27 protein-coding genes are annotated in these 17,173 nt (G+C 51.2%); 6 read left to right on the top strand and 21 right to left on the bottom strand.

Annotated elements, in window-relative coordinates; all coding sequences use genetic code 11:
• The first annotated feature begins 247 nt into the window (after window positions 1-247).
• Window positions 248-802: a gamma carbonic anhydrase family protein gene (locus ACMVME_RS22530; RefSeq protein ID WP_251859158.1), complete on the top strand. Its 555-nt coding sequence runs from the start codon at window positions 248-250 to the stop codon at window positions 800-802.
• On the opposite strand, the gene ACMVME_RS22535 is transcribed toward ACMVME_RS22530, so the two are convergent.
• From ACMVME_RS22535 to dprA, 6 genes are read right to left on the bottom strand one after another with little or no spacing between them, the layout of a single operon-like run.
• The gene (locus ACMVME_RS22535; RefSeq protein WP_014171883.1) at window positions 778-1,026 is read right to left on the bottom strand and encodes a DUF1488 domain-containing protein; all 249 of its coding nucleotides are present in this window, start codon (window positions 1,024-1,026) and stop codon (window positions 778-780) included. The two genes, ACMVME_RS22530 and ACMVME_RS22535, sit on opposite strands and share 25 nt — an antisense overlap.
• A complete protein-coding gene (gene aroE, locus ACMVME_RS22540) occupies window positions 1,023-1,841 on the bottom strand; it encodes a shikimate dehydrogenase (protein ID WP_025202893.1) in 819 nt (272 codons plus the stop codon). Before aroE ends, ACMVME_RS22535 begins: the two co-directional genes overlap by 4 nt.
• 4 nt (window positions 1,842-1,845) lie before the next feature.
• Entirely contained in the window at window positions 1,846-2,418 is a 573-nt protein-coding gene (gene tsaC / locus ACMVME_RS22545) for an L-threonylcarbamoyladenylate synthase type 1 TsaC (RefSeq protein WP_020882978.1), read from the bottom strand.
• Window positions 2,408-2,965: a type I DNA topoisomerase gene (locus ACMVME_RS22550; RefSeq protein WP_014171886.1), complete on the bottom strand. Its 558-nt coding sequence runs from the start codon at window positions 2,963-2,965 to the stop codon at window positions 2,408-2,410. The genes tsaC and ACMVME_RS22550 overlap by 11 nt, the downstream gene beginning before the upstream one ends.
• A 26-nt stretch (window positions 2,966-2,991) precedes the next feature.
• Window positions 2,992-3,465: a DUF494 family protein Smg gene (gene smg / locus ACMVME_RS22555; RefSeq protein WP_014171887.1), complete on the bottom strand. Its 474-nt coding sequence runs from the start codon at window positions 3,463-3,465 to the stop codon at window positions 2,992-2,994.
• Window positions 3,437-4,561 (bottom strand): DNA-protecting protein DprA, encoded by a 1,125-nt coding sequence (gene dprA, locus ACMVME_RS22560; RefSeq protein ID WP_153853426.1) that lies wholly within the window; start codon window positions 4,559-4,561, stop codon window positions 3,437-3,439. The genes smg and dprA overlap by 29 nt, the downstream gene beginning before the upstream one ends.
• Window positions 4,562-4,689: 128 nt before the next feature.
• Here dprA and def point away from each other — a divergent pair, with 128 nt between their 5' ends.
• The 5 genes from def to mscL all read left to right on the top strand — a co-directional run bounded on the left by def (window position 4,690) and on the right by mscL (window position 9,470).
• Entirely contained in the window at window positions 4,690-5,199 is a 510-nt protein-coding gene (gene def, locus ACMVME_RS22565) for a peptide deformylase (protein ID WP_008503479.1), read from the top strand.
• Window positions 5,200-5,224: 25 nt separating this feature from the next.
• Window positions 5,225-6,172 (top strand): methionyl-tRNA formyltransferase, encoded by a 948-nt coding sequence (fmt, locus tag ACMVME_RS22570; RefSeq protein ID WP_014171889.1) that lies wholly within the window; start codon window positions 5,225-5,227, stop codon window positions 6,170-6,172.
• A gap of 52 nt (window positions 6,173-6,224) precedes the next feature.
• Window positions 6,225-7,511 carry a 16S rRNA (cytosine(967)-C(5))-methyltransferase RsmB gene (rsmB, locus tag ACMVME_RS22575; protein WP_251859159.1) on the top strand — a complete coding sequence of 429 codons (1,287 nt, stop codon included), beginning with the start codon at window positions 6,225-6,227 and terminating at the stop codon, window positions 7,509-7,511.
• Between the two features lie 22 nt (window positions 7,512-7,533).
• Complete coding sequence (gene trkA / locus ACMVME_RS22580) at window positions 7,534-8,910, top strand: Trk system potassium transporter TrkA (protein ID WP_014171891.1); 1,377 nt, start codon at window positions 7,534-7,536, stop codon at window positions 8,908-8,910.
• A gap of 146 nt (window positions 8,911-9,056) precedes the next feature.
• On the top strand, window positions 9,057-9,470 hold the full coding sequence (mscL, locus tag ACMVME_RS22585; RefSeq protein ID WP_014171892.1) for a large-conductance mechanosensitive channel protein MscL: 414 nt from the start codon (window positions 9,057-9,059) through the stop codon (window positions 9,468-9,470).
• On the opposite strand, the gene ACMVME_RS22590 is transcribed toward mscL, so the two are convergent.
• The 15 genes from ACMVME_RS22590 to rplF all read right to left on the bottom strand — a co-directional run bounded on the left by ACMVME_RS22590 (window position 9,471) and on the right by rplF (window position 17,171).
• The gene (locus ACMVME_RS22590) at window positions 9,471-9,686 is read right to left on the bottom strand and encodes an alternative ribosome-rescue factor A (RefSeq protein WP_032680166.1); all 216 of its coding nucleotides are present in this window, start codon (window positions 9,684-9,686) and stop codon (window positions 9,471-9,473) included.
• A 57-nt stretch (window positions 9,687-9,743) separates the two neighbouring features.
• The gene (gene zntR, locus ACMVME_RS22595; RefSeq protein ID WP_014171894.1) at window positions 9,744-10,166 is read right to left on the bottom strand and encodes a Zn(2+)-responsive transcriptional regulator; all 423 of its coding nucleotides are present in this window, start codon (window positions 10,164-10,166) and stop codon (window positions 9,744-9,746) included.
• 2 nt (window positions 10,167-10,168) lie between these two features.
• Complete coding sequence (locus tag ACMVME_RS22600) at window positions 10,169-10,537, bottom strand: DUF1992 domain-containing protein (RefSeq protein ID WP_040018175.1); 369 nt, start codon at window positions 10,535-10,537, stop codon at window positions 10,169-10,171.
• A gap of 107 nt (window positions 10,538-10,644) precedes the next feature.
• The gene (gene rplQ, locus ACMVME_RS22605; protein WP_001216372.1) at window positions 10,645-11,031 is read right to left on the bottom strand and encodes a 50S ribosomal protein L17; all 387 of its coding nucleotides are present in this window, start codon (window positions 11,029-11,031) and stop codon (window positions 10,645-10,647) included.
• 40 nt (window positions 11,032-11,071) lie between these two features.
• Entirely contained in the window at window positions 11,072-12,061 is a 990-nt protein-coding gene (locus ACMVME_RS22610) for a DNA-directed RNA polymerase subunit alpha (protein WP_002919219.1), read from the bottom strand.
• Window positions 12,062-12,086: 25 nt separating this feature from the next.
• The gene (rpsD, locus tag ACMVME_RS22615; protein WP_004868345.1) at window positions 12,087-12,707 is read right to left on the bottom strand and encodes a 30S ribosomal protein S4; all 621 of its coding nucleotides are present in this window, start codon (window positions 12,705-12,707) and stop codon (window positions 12,087-12,089) included.
• A 32-nt stretch (window positions 12,708-12,739) separates the two neighbouring features.
• Window positions 12,740-13,129 (bottom strand): 30S ribosomal protein S11, encoded by a 390-nt coding sequence (gene rpsK, locus ACMVME_RS22620; protein WP_003863312.1) that lies wholly within the window; start codon window positions 13,127-13,129, stop codon window positions 12,740-12,742.
• A 16-nt stretch (window positions 13,130-13,145) separates the two neighbouring features.
• Complete coding sequence (rpsM, locus tag ACMVME_RS22625) at window positions 13,146-13,502, bottom strand: 30S ribosomal protein S13 (RefSeq protein ID WP_003863308.1); 357 nt, start codon at window positions 13,500-13,502, stop codon at window positions 13,146-13,148.
• A 146-nt stretch (window positions 13,503-13,648) separates the two neighbouring features.
• Window positions 13,649-13,765, bottom strand: a complete 117-nt coding sequence (rpmJ, locus tag ACMVME_RS22630; protein ID WP_000868187.1) for a 50S ribosomal protein L36 — start codon at window positions 13,763-13,765, stop codon at window positions 13,649-13,651.
• Window positions 13,766-13,796: 31 nt separating this feature from the next.
• Window positions 13,797-15,128, bottom strand: a complete 1,332-nt coding sequence (secY, locus tag ACMVME_RS22635; RefSeq protein ID WP_014171896.1) for a preprotein translocase subunit SecY — start codon at window positions 15,126-15,128, stop codon at window positions 13,797-13,799.
• A 7-nt stretch (window positions 15,129-15,135) separates the two neighbouring features.
• Window positions 15,136-15,570 carry a 50S ribosomal protein L15 gene (rplO, locus tag ACMVME_RS22640; protein WP_003863304.1) on the bottom strand — a complete coding sequence of 145 codons (435 nt, stop codon included), beginning with the start codon at window positions 15,568-15,570 and terminating at the stop codon, window positions 15,136-15,138.
• Window positions 15,571-15,573: 3 nt separating this feature from the next.
• Window positions 15,574-15,753, bottom strand: a complete 180-nt coding sequence (gene rpmD, locus ACMVME_RS22645; protein ID WP_003863301.1) for a 50S ribosomal protein L30 — start codon at window positions 15,751-15,753, stop codon at window positions 15,574-15,576.
• A gap of 6 nt (window positions 15,754-15,759) precedes the next feature.
• Window positions 15,760-16,260 carry a 30S ribosomal protein S5 gene (gene rpsE / locus ACMVME_RS22650; RefSeq protein ID WP_003863299.1) on the bottom strand — a complete coding sequence of 167 codons (501 nt, stop codon included), beginning with the start codon at window positions 16,258-16,260 and terminating at the stop codon, window positions 15,760-15,762.
• Window positions 16,261-16,274: 14 nt separating this feature from the next.
• Window positions 16,275-16,628, bottom strand: coding sequence for a 50S ribosomal protein L18 (gene rplR / locus ACMVME_RS22655; protein WP_013099023.1), 354 nt, complete (start codon window positions 16,626-16,628; stop codon window positions 16,275-16,277).
• Between the two features lie 9 nt (window positions 16,629-16,637).
• Window positions 16,638-17,171 (bottom strand): 50S ribosomal protein L6, encoded by a 534-nt coding sequence (gene rplF / locus ACMVME_RS22660; RefSeq protein ID WP_003863296.1) that lies wholly within the window; start codon window positions 17,169-17,171, stop codon window positions 16,638-16,640.
• Between the last annotated feature and the right edge of the window lie 2 nt (window positions 17,172-17,173).

Genomic DNA, 17,173 nt, shown 5'->3' on the forward strand with positions numbered 1-17,173 from the left:
GATTTTTTCTCTTCAACCGACCGGGTTAACTGTGAAGTGATTCACATCCGCCGTGTCGATGGAGGCGCATTATAGGGATCCCAATTTTTAGCACAAGTACTTTTTTGATCTTTTTTTCCAACTGTCGATTTTCCGCGCTTTTCGCTGAAATCCCACCCAATATGCTTAAATATTGACGCTTTTTGCCTTGCCTCGATCCAATAATATGATCAAGTCTTCTATATAGTGCTCATCGTTCGAGGTAGATATGTCCGCAGTATTACGTCCTTATAAAGATCTTTTCCCCCAAAAAGGCGATCGCGTGATGATCGATGCCAGCAGCGTGGTCATCGGCGATGTTCGAATGGCCGATGACGTCAGTATCTGGCCGCTCGTCGCCATTCGGGGGGATGTAAACCATGTAGCCATTGGCGCACGCACCAATATTCAGGACGGTAGCGTTCTGCACGTAACCCACAAATCCTCCTATAACCCCCAGGGCAATCCACTCATCATTGGAGAAGATGTCACCGTCGGCCATAAAGTGATGCTTCACGGCTGCACTATTGGTAATCGGGTTCTTGTTGGCATGGGGTCGATTTTGCTGGATGGCGTCATTGTAGAAGATGACGTGATGATTGGCGCAGGCAGCCTTGTTCCCCAGAACAAAAGACTGGAGAGCGGCTATCTCTATTTGGGAAGCCCGGTAAAACAGATCCGCCCCCTGAAGGAGGCAGAGATCGAAGGATTAAAATACTCGGCGAATAACTACGTTAAATGGAAGAATGACTATCTGAGTCAGGATACCCAGACCCAACCCTGATCGTCTTCCTGCTGATCGCGGATTAAATCGCTGGCTTCCTCTTCAAGATCCCAGCGATTTTCACAAAACACCTCTAACGGGTCTGAACCACCAAAGCGACGCAACAGCGTTTCCCCACGAATGGCACAGGTAAGTTGCATTCCATGCACCAGCACCGGGAAACAGACCGCCTGTTTACTCTCGTCCCAGCTTTCCCTGTCCGGAAAATGAATTGCCTGATTCACGCCGTGAGCTCCCTTTTCAGCTTTTCAATGACCGGTTCGACCAAAGGCAATACACCGTGCCAGAGCAGCACCGCGTGTGCCGCCTGTCCCACCAGCATTCCCAGCCCATCGGCTACGTGTTTTCCGCCGTGCTGTTCACACCAGTTCAAAAAAGGTGTCTTCCCTTTCTGATAGAACATGTCGTAGAAGTAAATATGGGCACTTACCAGCGAAGCAGGGATCGCCGGCACGTCACCACCGATACCGCTGGAGGTGGCGTTGATGATCAGATCAAACTCACGATCGGCAAGTTCATCCAGGGCGACCGCGCTCACGCTGCCGGTATGTGCGAACAACGCAGCCAGCGCTTCTGCCCGCGAGAAGGTCCTGTTTGTAATGGTCACCGCGCAATCCAGTGACAGCAGAGGCAGCAATACTCCCCGCGACGCTCCGCCCGCACCAATTAGCAGAACCCTGAAACCAGGCTTAATAAATGAGAGCCTTTCCAGATCGCTCAGTAACCCAATTCCGTCAGTGTTGTCTCCCAGCAGGCGTCCATCTTCAAGCCGTTTTAAGGTATTCACTGCACCCGCAAGGGAAGCACGCTCTGTGAGTTCATCCGCACGTTCGAAGGCTTCCTCTTTAAACGGTACCGTTACATTCGCACCTTTGCCACCCGCGTTGAAGAAACCCTCCAGCGCAGGAATAAATGCATCAACGGGCGCCAGCACGCGGCCATAGGGATGATTTATTTGCAGTTGCTCGGCAAACAGTTGATGGATTAACGGTGACTTGCTGTGCGCTATCGGATTACCAAAAACAGCATAGGTTTCCATTGGATTACCCCTGGCGAAAACGTTCGCCGGTCAAGGCGTCGCGGATTTCAGACGGATTGAGGCGCCCTCCCGTCTCACCGACGGCAACCGGGAAATCATTCCCAAACTGCGCCCGTACTTCGTCGGTTGTGCGGCAAGGTGGCTGCCCGGTCAGATTCGCGCTGGTTGAGACCAGTGGTTTCCCAAAGGCCAGGCAAAGTTCGACCACCAGCGGATGGTCCGTTACGCGCACGGCGAGGGAATCAAAGCGCCCGGTCAACCAGCGCGGCGTTGTCGGCTTCGCCGGGAAAACAAAGGTCACGGGGCCGGGCCATGCTGAGAAAATAGTCTCCCGCTGCTCCGGCGTTAGCATGGAATCATCGATATAAGGCTTAAGCTGCTCATAGTTAGCAGCGATTAAAATAAGCCCTTTTTCGACTGGCCTCTGTTTAAGTGTGAGCAATCGGCCAACGGCCGTTTCGCTGTCAGGATCGCAACCGACCCCAAAAACAGCTTCAGTTGGATAGGCGATGACTTCTTCATTTTTCAGGACATCCACCGCATGAGCAATGGAGCCTGATGGCAGGTTATTCTTCACTGTTTTGATCCGCCGGAACCGGCTTTCCACATTGTTTACTGGCGCAGAAGCGTTTCAAACCTTGCGCCGTTTTTTTCTCTATAAGTAACGGATAATTGCAATGAGAGCAGACACCCGCTACCGGTTTGAAATTGATAACAAACTGACATTCAGGATAGCGATCGCAGGAATGAAAGGTCTTACCAAAACGAGAACGGCGCTGCACCAGTTGTCCACGCTGGCATTGAGGACAGGCAATAGCCGTTTCATCGGGTTTATCAATTTGTTCTGTATGTTCACATTCAGGATAGTGGCTACAGCCAATAAACATGCCGAAACGACCCTGACGTAGCGCTAACTCGCCGCCGCAAAGAGGGCAAAGCTGTCCCTCCAGAATTTTGACGATATGTCCATCCGCCTGGCTTTTCAGGGGACGGACATAATCACATTCCGGATAGTGGGAACAACCGAGAAACGGGCCGTGTTTCCCGGACCGAATAACAAGTTCAGCCCCGCACTGCGGGCAGGGCTCATTTTTATGCACCGTGAATAGTGCTGATTTGGCCATAACAACTCTTGGTGCTGCACATTGAATTAATGCAGCATACCTTCATTCACTTCAAAGAGTAATTCTTCCATTTGCTGATAGGCATTTTCACAGCCTGGAATATTAAACAGAACCATCAGGATGACCCACTTGAGGTCTTCCAGTTCGAAGTCTGCCGTATCCAGCGCCATAACGCGCTCTATCACCATCTCTCTCGTTTCGAGGTTTAGCACCTGAATCTGCTCAAGGAATAAAATGAATCCCCGGCAGCTCGCGTCCAGCCTTTCACACTCTTCAGCTGTGTAGATGCGCACAGACAATGGGTCAGAAGCTAACTGCATCGGTTCGGCGAGGCCTTCCTGATAATCAGCCAGTTTTTCCAGCCACATCAACGCATTATAGATATCTTCCCGCTCAAACCCCGCATCGGTAAGATCCTGTGTCAATTTGTCCTGATCCACTCGCATTTCTGCTTCGTTATGGATGTAAGTCTCAAACAAATACATCAGTACGTCGAACATGGCTTGCCCTCCTTAATCGGACATAGCCGCCGGGTACAGCTGCGATCCATCCTGCTAACTCCAGTTCGAGTAGCTGTGCTACCGTAACTGGCACAGGTTGGCCGGCACGTTCAGCGACAACGTCAACAGGTGTTACCTCATCTCCTACGTTAGCCAGGAGCTTGGGAAATGGCAATGCCACCTTTCCCTGATCTGATGAATAATGTCGCTTTTCGGGATCTTCCTGCAGCCATTGCAATCCATATTGCAAATTTTCAAGAATGTCCCTGACTTCCGTTACCGGTGTTGCACCCTGCTTTATCAGCCAGTGCGGCCCTTCGCATCCCGGGTTACCAATTGGGCCGGGTAAGGCAAACACGTCTCGCCCCTGCTCAAGCGCGCACCGTGCGGTAACAAGCGAACCGCTGCGTACCGCTGCTTCAACCACGAACACCCCCTGACTTAGCCCGCTGATAATTCGATTACGCCGGGGAAAGTGTCCCGGCCGGGGCTGCGCTGACAGCGGAAACTCAGACACTATCGCGCCACCAGAATCGATAAGCCGCGCAGCCAGCGCCTGATGCCGACGAGGATAAATACTAAAGAGACCGTTACCCAGCACCGCAACGCTACGCCCTTTTGCCGATAGCGCAGCGTTGTGGGCGACACCGTCAATTCCGCAGGCCAGCCCGCTGGTGATCGTTAAACCACTTAGAGAAAGCTGTTCACAGAGAATTTTTCCCCATCGCTCGCCGTACCATGACGGTGCACGGCTGCCAACAACCGCCAGCTGAACTGCATTCAGTACATTAGGGTTGCCTTTAACAAAGACTGCGCCTGGATAATCCGGGATCGTCCGGAGTAAGGGGGGATAAAGGGGGTGATCCGCCGTGATCAGATAGTTACCCGGCTGTTCAAGCCAGAGCAGGCTACTTTCCAGCTCACTTTCTCTGAACGCAAAGAACCGTGCAGCCTGTTTGACAGACAGACCGGCGTCTCTGACAACGGGACCATCAATGGTTGTCTGGTTGTGCAATCGTGCTGCCGCTTCCAGCATCACATCGCCATAAAGAGAACCGGTGTGTATTAACCGTAGCCATAACTCAGTCGACGTCATCCTTTCCCCTGCCATAAGCGGCCTCCGCAATCATTGCGATTGGTCACTGATGCTGTCAATCGATGGGGGTTTTGTCTAGAATAGGAGATAATATTCTTATCAACTCCTGAACACGACTCTGGAAATTTATGGCAGTTTTGCAAGTGTTACATATTCCGGACGAGCGCCTTCGCATCGTCGCTGAACCGGTAAAAGAAGTGAATGCAGAAATTCAGCGTATCGTTGATGATATGTTCGATACCATGTACGCCGAAGAAGGTATTGGTCTTGCGGCCACTCAGGTCGACATTCACAAGCGTATTATCGTGATCGACGTATCTGAAAATCGCGATGGCCGCCTGGTGTTAATCAATCCTGAGCTGCTCGAGAAGAGTGGCGAAACAGGTATTGAGGAAGGTTGTCTGTCTATTCCGGAACAGCGTGCTTTAGTGCCGCGTGCCGAAAAAGTGAAAATTCGCGCCCTGGATCGTGACGGCAATCCGTTCGAACTGGAAGCTGACGACCTGCTGGCGATCTGTATTCAGCATGAGATGGATCATCTGGTCGGTAAACTGTTTATCGATTATCTCTCGCCGCTGAAGCAGCAACGAATTCGTCAGAAAGTAGAGAAACTGGATCGTTTGCGTTCTCGCGCATAACGTCCCCCCGGATACAAGGATCATCGTGTCTAAATCACTACGTATTATCTTCGCGGGAACCCCTGATTTTGCAGCGCGTCATCTTGACGCGCTGTTATCTTCTGGCCACCAGGTTGTTGGCGTGTTTACCCAACCGGATCGCCCGGCTGGCCGTGGTAAAAAACTGATGCCAGGTCCTGTTAAGGTGCTGGCAGAAGAGCATGGGTTACCTGTTTTCCAGCCAGCATCCTTGCGCCCTCAGGAAAACCAGCAGCTTGTCGCTGACCTGAATGCCGATGTAATGGTGGTGGTGGCTTACGGTTTAATTCTGCCAAAAGCTGTGCTTGATATGCCTCGCCTGGGTTGCATTAACGTGCATGGTTCTCTGCTTCCACGCTGGCGTGGGGCAGCACCTATTCAGCGCTCTTTATGGGCGGGTGATGCTGAAACGGGCGTCACAATCATGAAGATGGATGTAGGTTTAGACACCGGTGACATGCTTTATAAACTGGCCTGCCCCATTACGGCCGAGGATACCAGTGCCACCCTGTATGACAAGCTGGCAGAGCTTGGCCCGCAAGGGCTGATTGAAACCCTCCAGCAGATTGCGAATAATACGGCGAAACCTGAAGTTCAGGATGAAGCGCTGGTCACTTACGCTGAAAAATTGAGTAAAGAAGAAGCCCGGATTGACTGGTCTCTGTCAGCGGCTCAACTTGAACGCTGCATTCGCGCCTTTAATCCATGGCCGATGAGCTGGATGGTTATCGACGAGCAGCCGGTGAAAGTCTGGAAAGCCTCCCTTATTGACGGTCACACAACGGCTGAGCCCGGTACGATTATCGACGCCAGCAAGAACGGTATTCAGGTTGCTACCGCACAAGGGATCCTGAATCTGGAATCGCTACAACCTGCGGGTAAGAAGGCGATGAGCGCACAGGATTTGTTAAATTCTCGTCGCGAATGGTTTATCCCGGGCAATCGCCTTGCCTGACCTCATTTAATTTTAGCGCCCGGTGTTTCCGGGCATTTTTATTTTTACGGTTATGAAAAAACAAAATTTACGCAGTATGGCGGCTCAGGCCGTTGAGCAGGTTGTCGAGCAGGGCCAGTCATTGAGCAATATCCTGCCTGCTTTGCAGCAAAAAGTGTCCGACAAAGACAAAGCCCTGCTTCAGGAGCTCTGTTTTGGCGTCCTGCGCACGCTTTCTCAGCTCGAGTGGCTGGTTAATAAGCTGATGTCACGTCCAATGGCCGGCAAGCAGCGCACCGTGCATTATTTGATTATGGTTGGCTTCTATCAGCTTCTTCACACGCGTATCCCGCCTCATGCCGCACTGGCTGAGACAGTGGAAGGTGCCGTTGTGATTAAACGTCCTATGCTGAAAGGGTTGATTAATGGCGTTCTGCGCCAGTTCCAGCGACAGCAGGAAGAGCTTCTGGCTGAGTTCGGGCAAAGTGAAGCACGTTATCTGCATCCTGACTGGCTCCTGAATCGCCTTAAAAAAGCCTGGCCAGAGCAGTGGCAGGCAATTGCCGACGCGAATAATCAGCGTCCGCCGATGTGGTTACGCGTCAACCGTAATCACCATACGCGCGACGCCTGGCTGGCTTTACTGGAAGAGGCTGGAATGAGCGGCTTCACACATGAAGCATATCCTGACGCTGTGCGTTTAGCCTCTCCTGCTCCGGTACATGCTTTACCCGGTTTTGATGAAGGCTGGGTGACCGTACAAGATGCTTCCGCGCAGGGCTGCATGGCCTGGCTGGAACCTAAAAACGGCGAGCACATCCTCGATCTCTGCGCTGCGCCAGGCGGTAAGACGACGCATATTCTGGAAGTGGCCCCTCAGGCAAACGTCATGGCCGTGGATGTCGATGAGCAGCGTCTTTCACGCGTCTATGACAACCTTAAGCGCCTGGGAATGAAAGCGCAGGTTAAGCAAGGCGATGGCCGCAAACCCGCAGAATGGTGTGGTGAAACGCAATTCGATCGCATCTTGTTGGATGCTCCCTGCTCGGCAACCGGCGTTATTCGTCGCCACCCGGATATTAAGTGGTTGCGTCGCGATCGCGATATCAAGGAACTGACTCAACTGCAATCCGACATTCTTGATGCCATTTGGCCACACCTGAAGCCAGGAGGCACGCTGGTCTATGCAACCTGTTCGGTCCTTCCGGAAGAAAACAGTCAGCAGATTGCAGCCTTCCTTAAACGTACCCCGGATGCAGTGCTACACGACACGGGCACGCCTGAACGCCCAGGCCTGCAGAATCTGCCGGCCGCTGAAGAAGGTGATGGCTTCTTTTACGCTAAGCTAATCAAAGAGTGATGTTGAGAACAGGTCACGAGATATGAAGATAATCATTCTGGGCGCCGGACAGGTTGGTGGGACGCTGGCTGAAAACCTTGTTGGCGAAAATAATGACATCACGATTGTCGATACCAATGGCGATCGGCTGCGTGTTTTACAGGACAAATTTGACCTTCGCGTCGTGCAAGGTCATGGCTCGCACCCGCGTGTCCTGCGTGAAGCGGGCGCCGACGATGCTGACATGCTGGTTGCGGTGACCAGTTCTGACGAAACCAACATGGTGGCATGTCAGGTGGCCTATTCGCTGTTCAACACGCCGAACCGGATCGCGCGCATCCGCTCCCCGGACTATGTCCGGGATGCAGAGAAGCTGTTTAATTCCGAAGCGGTCCCTATCGACCATCTTATCGCTCCAGAACAGCTGGTTATCGACAATATCTACCGCCTGATCGAATATCCTGGTGCGCTGCAGGTGGTGAACTTCGCCGAAGGTAAAGTGAGCCTGGCGGTCGTTAAGGCCTATTACGGCGGCCCATTGATCGGTAATGCGCTCTCCACCATGCGTGAGCATATGCCGCATATTGATACCCGCGTTGCAGCCATTTTCCGCCATGACAGGCCAATTCGCCCACAGGGTTCAACCATAGTCGAGGCAGGTGATGAAGTCTTCTTCATCGCGGCATCTCAGCATATTCGCGCGGTAATGAGCGAACTGCAGCGTCTCGAAAAACCGTATAAACGCATTATGCTCGTTGGCGGTGGTAATATCGGCGCGGGACTGGCGCACCGGCTGGAAAAAGACTACAGCGTGAAGTTGATCGAGCGCGATCAACAGCGCGCGGCTGAGCTGGCTGAAAAGCTGCAAAACACCATCGTGTTTTATGGCGATGCCTCTGATCAAGAGCTGCTGGCAGAAGAGCATATTGATCAAGTTGATCTGTTTATTGCTGTCACTAACGACGACGAGGCGAACATTATGTCCGCCATGCTCGCCAAACGTATGGGGGCAAAAAAGGTCATGGTGCTTATTCAACGCCGCGCCTACGTTGACCTGGTGCAGGGAAGCGTTATTGATATCGCGATATCACCGCAGCAAGCAACCATTTCTGCCCTGCTGAGCCATGTTCGTAAAGCGGATATTGTTGGCGTATCCTCCCTTCGCCGCGGTGTGGCTGAAGCCATTGAGGCCGTTGCTCATGGTGATGAAACCACATCACGCGTTGTGGGCCGCGCTATCGATGAAATTAAACTGCCACCGGGAACAATTATTGGTGCCGTGGTGCGTGGAAACGACGTGATGATTGCGAATGATAATTTACGTATCGAGCAAGGCGACCACGTCATTATGTTCCTTACCGATAAAAAATTTATTACCGACGTCGAACGTTTATTCCAGCCAAGTCCATTCTTCCTGTAATCAATCAGGTGCTTATAAAAGGGCACCTGATTATTAACCCTCTTATTCCCATGCCTTTTATTTTTCATAACGATTAATTATCCCCAATGGAAATTAACTAATCATTTGTTAAACTTATAATCGTCAGTTGGCTCAAGGAGAAGAAAATGAGTTTAGTTAAAGAATTTCGCGAATTTGCGATGCGCGGGAATGTGGTGGATCTGGCAGTGGGTGTCATTATCGGTGCAGCGTTCGGTAAGATCGTTTCATCATTGGTAGCCGACATTATTATGCCTCCCCTCGGACTGTTAATCGGGGGCATTGATTTTAAACAGTTTGCCGTGACGCTTCGGGATGCACAGGGTGATGTCCCTGCCGTTGTTATGCATTATGGCGTTTTCATTCAGAACATATTTGATTTCGTGATCGTGGCGTTCGCCATTTTTATGGCTATCAAGCTTATCAATAAGCTTAACCGTAAAAAGGCTGAAGAGCCGGCTGCGCCGCCTGCCCCGACAAAAGAAGAAGTGTTATTGACTGAAATTCGCGATCTGTTGAAAGAGCAAAATAACCGCTCTTAATCAGGCGTTGAAAAAAGGAAGGCCAGTGGTAAAAAAGCGATTCGCTTGCTTGCCACTGGCCTCCCAGTTACCCCGTTTTGCATGTTTCCCTTTTCGTAAATAACTCCCTTTTCCTTTTTTATTCTTCTCGATACGCTGCCTGAAAAGCGGGTCGTGGAGCAGTGCCTCAATGGCATTGTCCTGAATTTGCCCTTTCGTATGCTGATAGCGGCTCATAATTTCTCCTGAGCATGGTGTATGTCGACGGGAGTCTAGTCCCGGATGAAGTAAAAATCAACAGCCCTGGGTTCCACTGGCCCCCTGTTCAAGGGCTTCAAGAATTGAACAATAAATACTGCTATGAGCTGTACCGCAACAGGCGTCATTCAACCGTTGCAGAGAACGCTGCATGGTCTGCAGTTCCTGTATACGCGCTTCAACTTCATCAAGCCTTGCCTGTACGATGCTCTTCGACTCCTGGCAAGTATGGTGTTCAGGATCGATGCGGATCGAAAGTAACTCGCGGATCGAGTCCAGCGTGAAACCGAGCTGGCGAGCGTAGCGGATAAACCGTAAGCGCTGCAGGTCATGATCGGTATAGAGTCGAAATCCACCTTCAGTACGAACCTCGTGATCAATCATCTGCTGCTTTTCGTAATAGCGGATAGTGTCCGGCGTTACGTTAGCAAGCCTGGCAAGTTCACCGATACGGTACATGGTTATTCCTCATTTATTTTCTGCATTAGCCTGTCACTGTACTCACCGTGCAAAAAGTCTGTGCTCATTCCGGCCTGACGCATTTTGAGTTCGATGAGAGCCAGTCGACTGCTAATTTCACGGTGGCTGGGATCATCCTTGCGAATCCCTTTCAGCAGGTCAGCCAGTTGCATGGCCTCTTTACGCTGCTCCAGTTCCGGTGGTAAACAACCGGCATTTTTGAGTAAGCGATATCCGGCCCGTAATTCAGGGGCAACATGCGAATCATCATCAAGCACTAACGGCTCACCGCGTCCCGCAAGGTTATCAAATTCGCCTTTTCGCTGAGCATCGCTGATATGGCGTTCTGCCCACTGGTCGAGCAACCACATGAATAACTCCAGAAGATGAACAGAAAAGATACAGATATTGTAGAGAAGTGGGGATTCAGCGGATATAAAAAAACCCGCCGAAGCGGGTTTTTTTACGTTACTACAGATTACTCTGCAGCAGCTTCTGCTTTAGATTCTGAACGATCAACCAGCTCGATGTAAGCCATCGGAGCGTTGTCGCCTGCACGGAAGCCACACTTCAGAATACGAGTGTAACCACCGGCACGGCTCGCGAAACGCGGACCCAGTTCGTTAAACAGTTTTGCCACGATCTCGTTATCACGAGTACGGGCGAATGCCAGACGACGATTTGCAACGCTGTCAGTCTTGGCAAGAGTAATCAGCGGCTCAACTACGCGACGCAGCTCTTTCGCTTTAGGCAGGGTCGTCTTGATGATTTCATGACGAACCAGTGAACCTGCCATGTTGCGGAACATAGCCTGGCGATGGCTGCTGTTGCGGTTCAGTTGACGACCACTCTTACGATGGCGCATGACCTTATCCTTCTCAGTAAAACCTTAACCTGTGATCCGGTTACTCGTCAGCAATGCTTGCTGGTGGCCAGTTTTCCAGGCGCATGCCCAGAGACAGACCACGTGAAGCCAGCACGTCTTTAATCTCGGTAAGAGATTTTTTACCCAGGTTCGGCGTTTTCAGCAACTCAACCTCGGTACGCTGTACCAGATCACCGATATAGTGGATAGCTTCTGCCTTGAGGCAGTTAGCAGAGCGGACAGTCAATTCGAGATCGTCAACAGGGCGCAGCAGGATCGGATCGAATTCTGGTTTCTCTTCTTTCACTTCCGGCTGACGAACATCACGTAAGTCAACGAAAGCTTCCAGTTGTTCTGCCAGGATGGTTGCCGCACGACGAATCGCCTCTTCAGGATCGATTGTGCCGTTGGTTTCCATTTCGATGACCAGCTTGTCCAGGTCGGTACGCTGTTCTACACGCGCTGCTTCAACATTGTAGGCAATACGCTCTACAGGGCTGTAGCATGCGTCGACCAGCAGACGGCCGATTGGGCGCTCATCTTCTTCCGAATGAATTCGGGCAGAAGCCGGCACATAACCACGACCGCGCTGAACTTTGATACGCATGCTAATCGCTGCGTTCTCATCGGTCAGGTGGCAGATCACGTGCTGCGGCTTGACGATTTCAACATCACCGTCGTGGGTGATGTCGGCTGCAGTCACAGGGCCAATGCCAGATTTATTCAGAGTAAGAATAACTTCATCTTTACCCTGAACTCTCACCGCCAGCCCTTTCAGGTTGAGCAGGATTTCAAGGATATCTTCCTGAACGCCTTCTTTGGTGCTGTACTCATGAAGTACACCATCAATCTCAACCTCGGTCACCGCGCAACCCGGCATCGATGAGAGCAGAATACGGCGCAGTGCGTTACCCAGAGTATGGCCAAAGCCACGCTCTAAAGGCTCAAGGGTCACCTTGGCGTGCGTCGAACTCACTTGCTCGATATCTACCAGGCGCGGTTTTAGAAACTCTGTCACAGAACCCTGCATTGTGTCCTCTCTTTGGTACTAAGCTTTACTTGGAGTAAAGCTCGACGATCAGGTGTTCGTTAATGTCCGCAGACAGATCAGAACGTTCTGGCTGACGCTTGAACGTACCTTCCATCTTGCCAGCATCAACTTCCAGCCAGGTTGGCTTTTCACGCTGCTCAGCCAGCTCCAGAGCGGCTTTCACGCGAGATTGCTTTTTCGCTTTCTCACGAATGCTAACAACGTCATTCGCTTTAACCTGATAAGAAGCGATGTTAACAACACGACCGTTTACCATGATTGCTTTATGGCTAACCAACTGGCGTGATTCAGCACGAGTCGCGCCGAAGCCCATACGGTAAACAACGTTGTCCAGACGACCTTCCAGCAGAGCCAGCAGGTTTTCACCTGTGTTGCCTTTCAGACGTGCTGCTTCTTTATAGTAGTTACGGAACTGACGCTCCAGCACACCGTACATACGGCGAACTTTTTGCTTTTCACGCAACTGCACACCATAGTCAGACAGACGCGGTTTACGCGCACCGTGCTGGCCAGGAGCTTGTTCAATTTTACACTTGGTATCGATCGCGCGAACGCCAGACTTAAGGAATAAGTCGGTGCCCTCACGACGGCTCAGCTTGAGCTTAGGACCCAAATATCTTGCCATTTTCTATCTCCAACTAACCTAAAAAACGAGCGTTATACGCGACGTTTTTTCGGCGGACGACAACCGTTATGAGGGATCGGAGTCACATCAGTAATATTCGTGATGCGGAAACCAGCGGCGTTCAGAGCGCGAACAGTAGATTCACGACCCGGACCCGGACCTTTAACCATAACTTCCAGATTCTTGATGCCGTATTCTTTTACGGCTTCTGCGCAACGCTCTGCTGCAACCTGAGCTGCAAACGGAGTGGATTTGCGAGAACCACGGAAACCGGAACCACCGGCTGTTGCCCAACCCAAAGCGTTACCCTGACGATCAGTAATAGTAACGATGGTGTTGTTGAAAGAAGCATGGATATGAGCCACGCCGTCAGAGACTTGTTTTCTTACACGTTTACGTGCACGAACTGGTGCCTTTGCCATTATTCAATCACCCCGATTATTTCTTGATCGGTTTGCGCGGACCCTTACGGGTACGTGCGTTGGTCTTAGTACGCTGACCGCGCACTGGCAGACCACGACGATGACGCAAACCGCGATAGCAACCAAGATCCATCAGGCGCTTGATGCTCATGCTGATTTCACGGCGCAGATCACCTTCAACGACAAATTTGGCAACTTCGTCACGCAGCGTGTCGATTTGTTCTTCAGACAGCTCACTGATCTTAACATCTTCAGCGATACCCGCTGCAGCCAGAATGGCTTTGGAACGGGTCTTGCCGACGCCATAGATCGAAGTTAATGCGATCACAGCATGTTTCTGATCAGGAATGTTAATGCCTGCTATACGGGCCACTATGCACTCCTACTATTTAATATGTACGCACCATGCTGAAAAGCCCGTTTTCAGGATACTCAAATGGAAACGTACAGACATACAAAAGATTGGCTGGCTAATCTAGCCAGCTCAACCCAACTTTGCAAGAAAAATATGCGAAATAATCAGCCTTGGCGCTGTTTATGCTTCGGCTCGGCACTGCAAATCACACGGATGACACCATCACGCTTAACGATTTTGCAGTTACGGCATAATTTCTTGACGGAAGCACGAACTTTCATTTTTACTCTCCGTAACTTCTCAGGCGACCATTTAGCGGCCGTAGCCTTTCAGGTTCGCCTTCTTCAATGCAGACTCATACTGACTGGACATCATCAGAGTTTGCACTTGAGCCATAAAGTCCATAATCACGACAACAACGATAAGCAGTGAGGTCCCACCGAAGTAGAACGGTACCTTCATTGCATCACGCATGAACTCCGGGATCAGGCAGATAAAAGTAATATAAAGCGCACCAACCAAAGTCAGGCGAGTCATTACTTTATCGATATACTTCGCCGTTTGCTCTCCCGGACGAATTCCTGGTACAAATGCACCGGACTTCTTCAGGTTATCTGCTGTTTCACGCGGGTTGAAAACCAACGCCGTGTAGAAGAAACAGAAGAAGATGATCGCAGACGCATAGAGTAACACATAAAGTGGTTGCCCAGGCTGCAAATACAGCGAAATTGTTGTCAGCCAGTTCCAACCAGTACCGCCCCCGAACCATGACGCGATGGTTGCCGGGAACAGAATAATACTGGAAGCGAAGATAGCCGGGATAACCCCCGCCATGTTCACTTTCAGCGGTAAATGTGTGCTCTGTGCAGCATAGACACGACGACCTTGTTGACGCTTAGCGTAGTTCACCACAATGCGGCGTTGACCACGTTCAACGAAGACAACAAAGAACGTCACTGCAAATACTAATACTGCAACCAACAGCAACAGGAGGAAGTGCAGGTCGCCTTGACGCGCTTGCTCGATAGTGTGGGCAATGGCTGGCGGGAGACCCGCAACGATACCAGCGAAGATAATGATTGAGATACCGTTACCGATACCACGCTCAGTAATCTGTTCGCCGAGCCACATCAGGAACATTGTTCCTGTGACCAGACTTACAACAGCGGTGAAATAGAATGCAAAGCCTGGGTTTAATACCAGGCCCTGCATACCAGGCATATTCGGAAGACCGGTAGCAATACCGATCGACTGGAATATTGCCAGCACCAGAGTGCCGTAACGGGTGTACTGGCTTATCTTACGACGTCCAGACTCCCCTTCTTTCTTCAGTTCTGCCAGGGCCGGATGAACGACCGTCAGCAGCTGGATAATAATCGATGCCGAAATATACGGCATGATACCCAGAGCGAAGATAGAAGCACGGCTGAGAGCACCACCAGAGAACATGTTAAACATTTCAATGATGGTGCCTCGCTGTTGCTCAAGCAGTTTGGCAAGTACAGCGGCATCGATACCAGGGATCGGAATAAAAGAGCCAACACGGAACACAATCAGCGCGCCGATAACAAACAGCAGTCTGCGTTTCAGCTCGCCAAATCCACCTTTGGCACTTTGAAAATCTAATCCCGGTTGCTTAGCCATCTGCTACTTATTCCTCAATTTTACCGCCAGCGGCTTCGATAGCAGCACGAGCACCTTTAGTAACACGCAGGCCACGAACAGTTACCGGAGTAGAAACTTCACCAGCCAGGATCACTTTCGCGAACTCGATCTGGATACCGATAATGTTTGCCGCTTTCAGCGTGTTCAGGTCTACAACGCCGCCTTCAACTTTCGCCAGGTCAGACAGACGGATTTCCGCTGTAATCGCTGCTTTGCGAGAAGTGAAGCCGAACTTCGGCAGACGACGGTACAGTGGCATCTGGCCACCCTCGAAACCGCGACGTACGCCACCGCCAGAACGAGAGTTCTGACCTTTGTGACCACGACCACCGGTTTTGCCGAGGCCAGAACCGATACCACGACCCAGGCGTTTACCCGCCTTTTTAGAGCCTTCGGCCGGAGACAGAGTATTTAAACGCATCTCTTACTCCTCAACTTTAACCATGAAGTAAACCGCGTTGACCATACCACGAACAGCGGGAGTATCCTCACGCTCAACGGTATGACCAATACGACGCAGACCCAGGCCAAGCAGCGTTGCCTTGTGTTTCGGCAGACGACCGATTGCACTGCGGGTTTGAGTGATTTTAATAGTCTTTGCCATGGTCAATTACCCCAGAATTTCTTCAACGGATTTACCACGCTTGGCAGCGACCATTTCTGGAGAATTCATATTTTCCAGGCCATCAATAGTTGCACGAACCACGTTAATCGGGTTGGTGGAACCGTATGCTTTAGCCAGAACGTTATGAACCCCAGCAACTTCCAGAACGGCGCGCATTGCACCACCGGCGATGATACCGGTACCTTCTGAAGCTGGCTGCATGAATACACGAGAACCCGTGTGAACACCTTTAACTGGGTGCTGCAGGGTACCGTTGTTCAGCGCGACGTTAATCATATTGCGACGGGCTTTTTCCATCGCTTTCTGGATCGCTGCTGGAACTTCACGCGCTTTACCGTAACCAAAACCAACGCGACCGTTACCATCGCCAACTACAGTCAGAGCTGTGAAGGAGAAAATACGACCACCTTTAACGGTTTTAGATACGCGGTTAACCGCGATCAGCTTTTCCTGCAGTTCGCCAGCCTGTTTTTCGATGTGAGCCATCTTACACCTCTACCTTAGAACTGAAGGCCAGCTTCACGGGCAGCATCTGCCAGTGCCTGGACACGACCATGATATTGGAACCCGGAACGGTCAAAGGAAACATTGCTGATGCCTTTTTCCAGAGCGCGTTCTGCAACAGCTTTACCTACAGCTGCAGCGGCGTCTTTGTTACCGGTGTACTTCAATTGCTCTGCAATAGCTTTTTCTACAGTAGAAGCAGCTACCAGAACTTCAGAACCGTTTGGTGCAATGACCTGTGCGTAAATATGACGCGGGGTACGATGTACCACCAGGCGAGTTGCACCCAGCTCTTTGAGCTTGCGGCGTGCGCGGGTCGCACGACGGATACGAGCAGATTTCTTATCCATAGTGTTACCTTACTTCTTCTTAGCCTCTTTGGTACGCACGACTTCGTCGGCGTAACGAACACCCTTGCCTTTATAAGGCTCAGGACGACGGTAGGCGCGCAGATCTGCTGCAACCTGACCGATCAGCTGTTTATCAGCGCCTTTCAGCACGATTTCAGTCTGGGTCGGACATTCTGCAGTGATACCGGCCGGCAGCGGATGCTCAACAGGGTGTGAGAAGCCCAGAGACAGGCCTACTGCATTCCCTTTGATAGCTGCACGATAACCTACACCAACCAGTTGAAGCTTTTTAGTGAAGCCTTCGGTAACACCAACAACCATTGAGTTCAGCAGGGCACGCGCGGTACCAGCCTGAGCCCATCCATCCACGAAACCATCACGTGGACCGAAGGTCAGAGCGTTATCTGCATGTTTAACTTCAACAGCTTTGTTGAGGGTACGAGTCAGCTCGCCGTTTTTACCTTTGATCGTAATAACCTGACCGTCGATTTTTACATCAACGCCGGCAGGAATAACGACCGGTGCTTTAGCAACACGAGACATTC

The organism is Enterobacter cloacae complex sp. 2024EL-00711 (assembly GCF_047529885.1).
GTDB lineage: Bacteria > Pseudomonadota > Gammaproteobacteria > Enterobacterales > Enterobacteriaceae > Enterobacter > Enterobacter ludwigii.

Excerpts from the sequence above, each read along its gene's own strand:
- ACMVME_RS22600 (WP_040018175.1), bottom strand. The coding sequence starts at position 10,537 with ATGTGGTTGCTCGACCAGTGGGCAGAACGCCATATCAGCGATGCTCAG.
- rplQ (WP_001216372.1), bottom strand. The coding sequence starts at position 11,031 with ATGCGCCATCGTAAGAGTGGTCGTCAACTGAACCGCAACAGCAGCCAT.
- zntR (WP_014171894.1), bottom strand. The coding sequence starts at position 10,166 with ATGTACCGTATCGGTGAACTTGCCAGGCTTGCTAACGTAACGCCGGAC.
- ACMVME_RS22530 (WP_251859158.1), top strand. The coding sequence starts at position 248 with ATGTCCGCAGTATTACGTCCTTATAAAGATCTTTTCCCCCAAAAAGGC.
- ACMVME_RS22610 (WP_002919219.1), bottom strand. The coding sequence starts at position 12,061 with ATGCAGGGTTCTGTGACAGAGTTTCTAAAACCGCGCCTGGTAGATATC.
- rplR (WP_013099023.1), bottom strand. The coding sequence starts at position 16,628 with ATGGATAAGAAATCTGCTCGTATCCGTCGTGCGACCCGCGCACGCCGC.
- ACMVME_RS22550 (WP_014171886.1), bottom strand. The coding sequence starts at position 2,965 with ATGGCCAAATCAGCACTATTCACGGTGCATAAAAATGAGCCCTGCCCG.
- rsmB (WP_251859159.1), top strand. The coding sequence starts at position 6,225 with ATGAAAAAACAAAATTTACGCAGTATGGCGGCTCAGGCCGTTGAGCAG.
- dprA (WP_153853426.1), bottom strand. The coding sequence starts at position 4,561 with ATGACGTCGACTGAGTTATGGCTACGGTTAATACACACCGGTTCTCTT.
- def (WP_008503479.1), top strand. The coding sequence starts at position 4,690 with ATGGCAGTTTTGCAAGTGTTACATATTCCGGACGAGCGCCTTCGCATC.
- trkA (WP_014171891.1), top strand. The coding sequence starts at position 7,534 with ATGAAGATAATCATTCTGGGCGCCGGACAGGTTGGTGGGACGCTGGCT.
- rpsD (WP_004868345.1), bottom strand. The coding sequence starts at position 12,707 with ATGGCAAGATATTTGGGTCCTAAGCTCAAGCTGAGCCGTCGTGAGGGC.
- rplF (WP_003863296.1), bottom strand. The coding sequence starts at position 17,171 with ATGTCTCGTGTTGCTAAAGCACCGGTCGTTATTCCTGCCGGCGTTGAT.
- smg (WP_014171887.1), bottom strand. The coding sequence starts at position 3,465 with ATGTTCGACGTACTGATGTATTTGTTTGAGACTTACATCCATAACGAA.
- rpsK (WP_003863312.1), bottom strand. The coding sequence starts at position 13,129 with ATGGCAAAGGCACCAGTTCGTGCACGTAAACGTGTAAGAAAACAAGTC.
- ACMVME_RS22590 (WP_032680166.1), bottom strand. The coding sequence starts at position 9,686 with ATGAGCCGCTATCAGCATACGAAAGGGCAAATTCAGGACAATGCCATT.
- rpsE (WP_003863299.1), bottom strand. The coding sequence starts at position 16,260 with ATGGCTCACATCGAAAAACAGGCTGGCGAACTGCAGGAAAAGCTGATC.
- secY (WP_014171896.1), bottom strand. The coding sequence starts at position 15,128 with ATGGCTAAGCAACCGGGATTAGATTTTCAAAGTGCCAAAGGTGGATTT.
- rpmD (WP_003863301.1), bottom strand. The coding sequence starts at position 15,753 with ATGGCAAAGACTATTAAAATCACTCAAACCCGCAGTGCAATCGGTCGT.
- rpmJ (WP_000868187.1), bottom strand. The coding sequence starts at position 13,765 with ATGAAAGTTCGTGCTTCCGTCAAGAAATTATGCCGTAACTGCAAAATC.
- mscL (WP_014171892.1), top strand. The coding sequence starts at position 9,057 with ATGAGTTTAGTTAAAGAATTTCGCGAATTTGCGATGCGCGGGAATGTG.
- aroE (WP_025202893.1), bottom strand. The coding sequence starts at position 1,841 with ATGGAAACCTATGCTGTTTTTGGTAATCCGATAGCGCACAGCAAGTCA.
- rplO (WP_003863304.1), bottom strand. The coding sequence starts at position 15,570 with ATGCGTTTAAATACTCTGTCTCCGGCCGAAGGCTCTAAAAAGGCGGGT.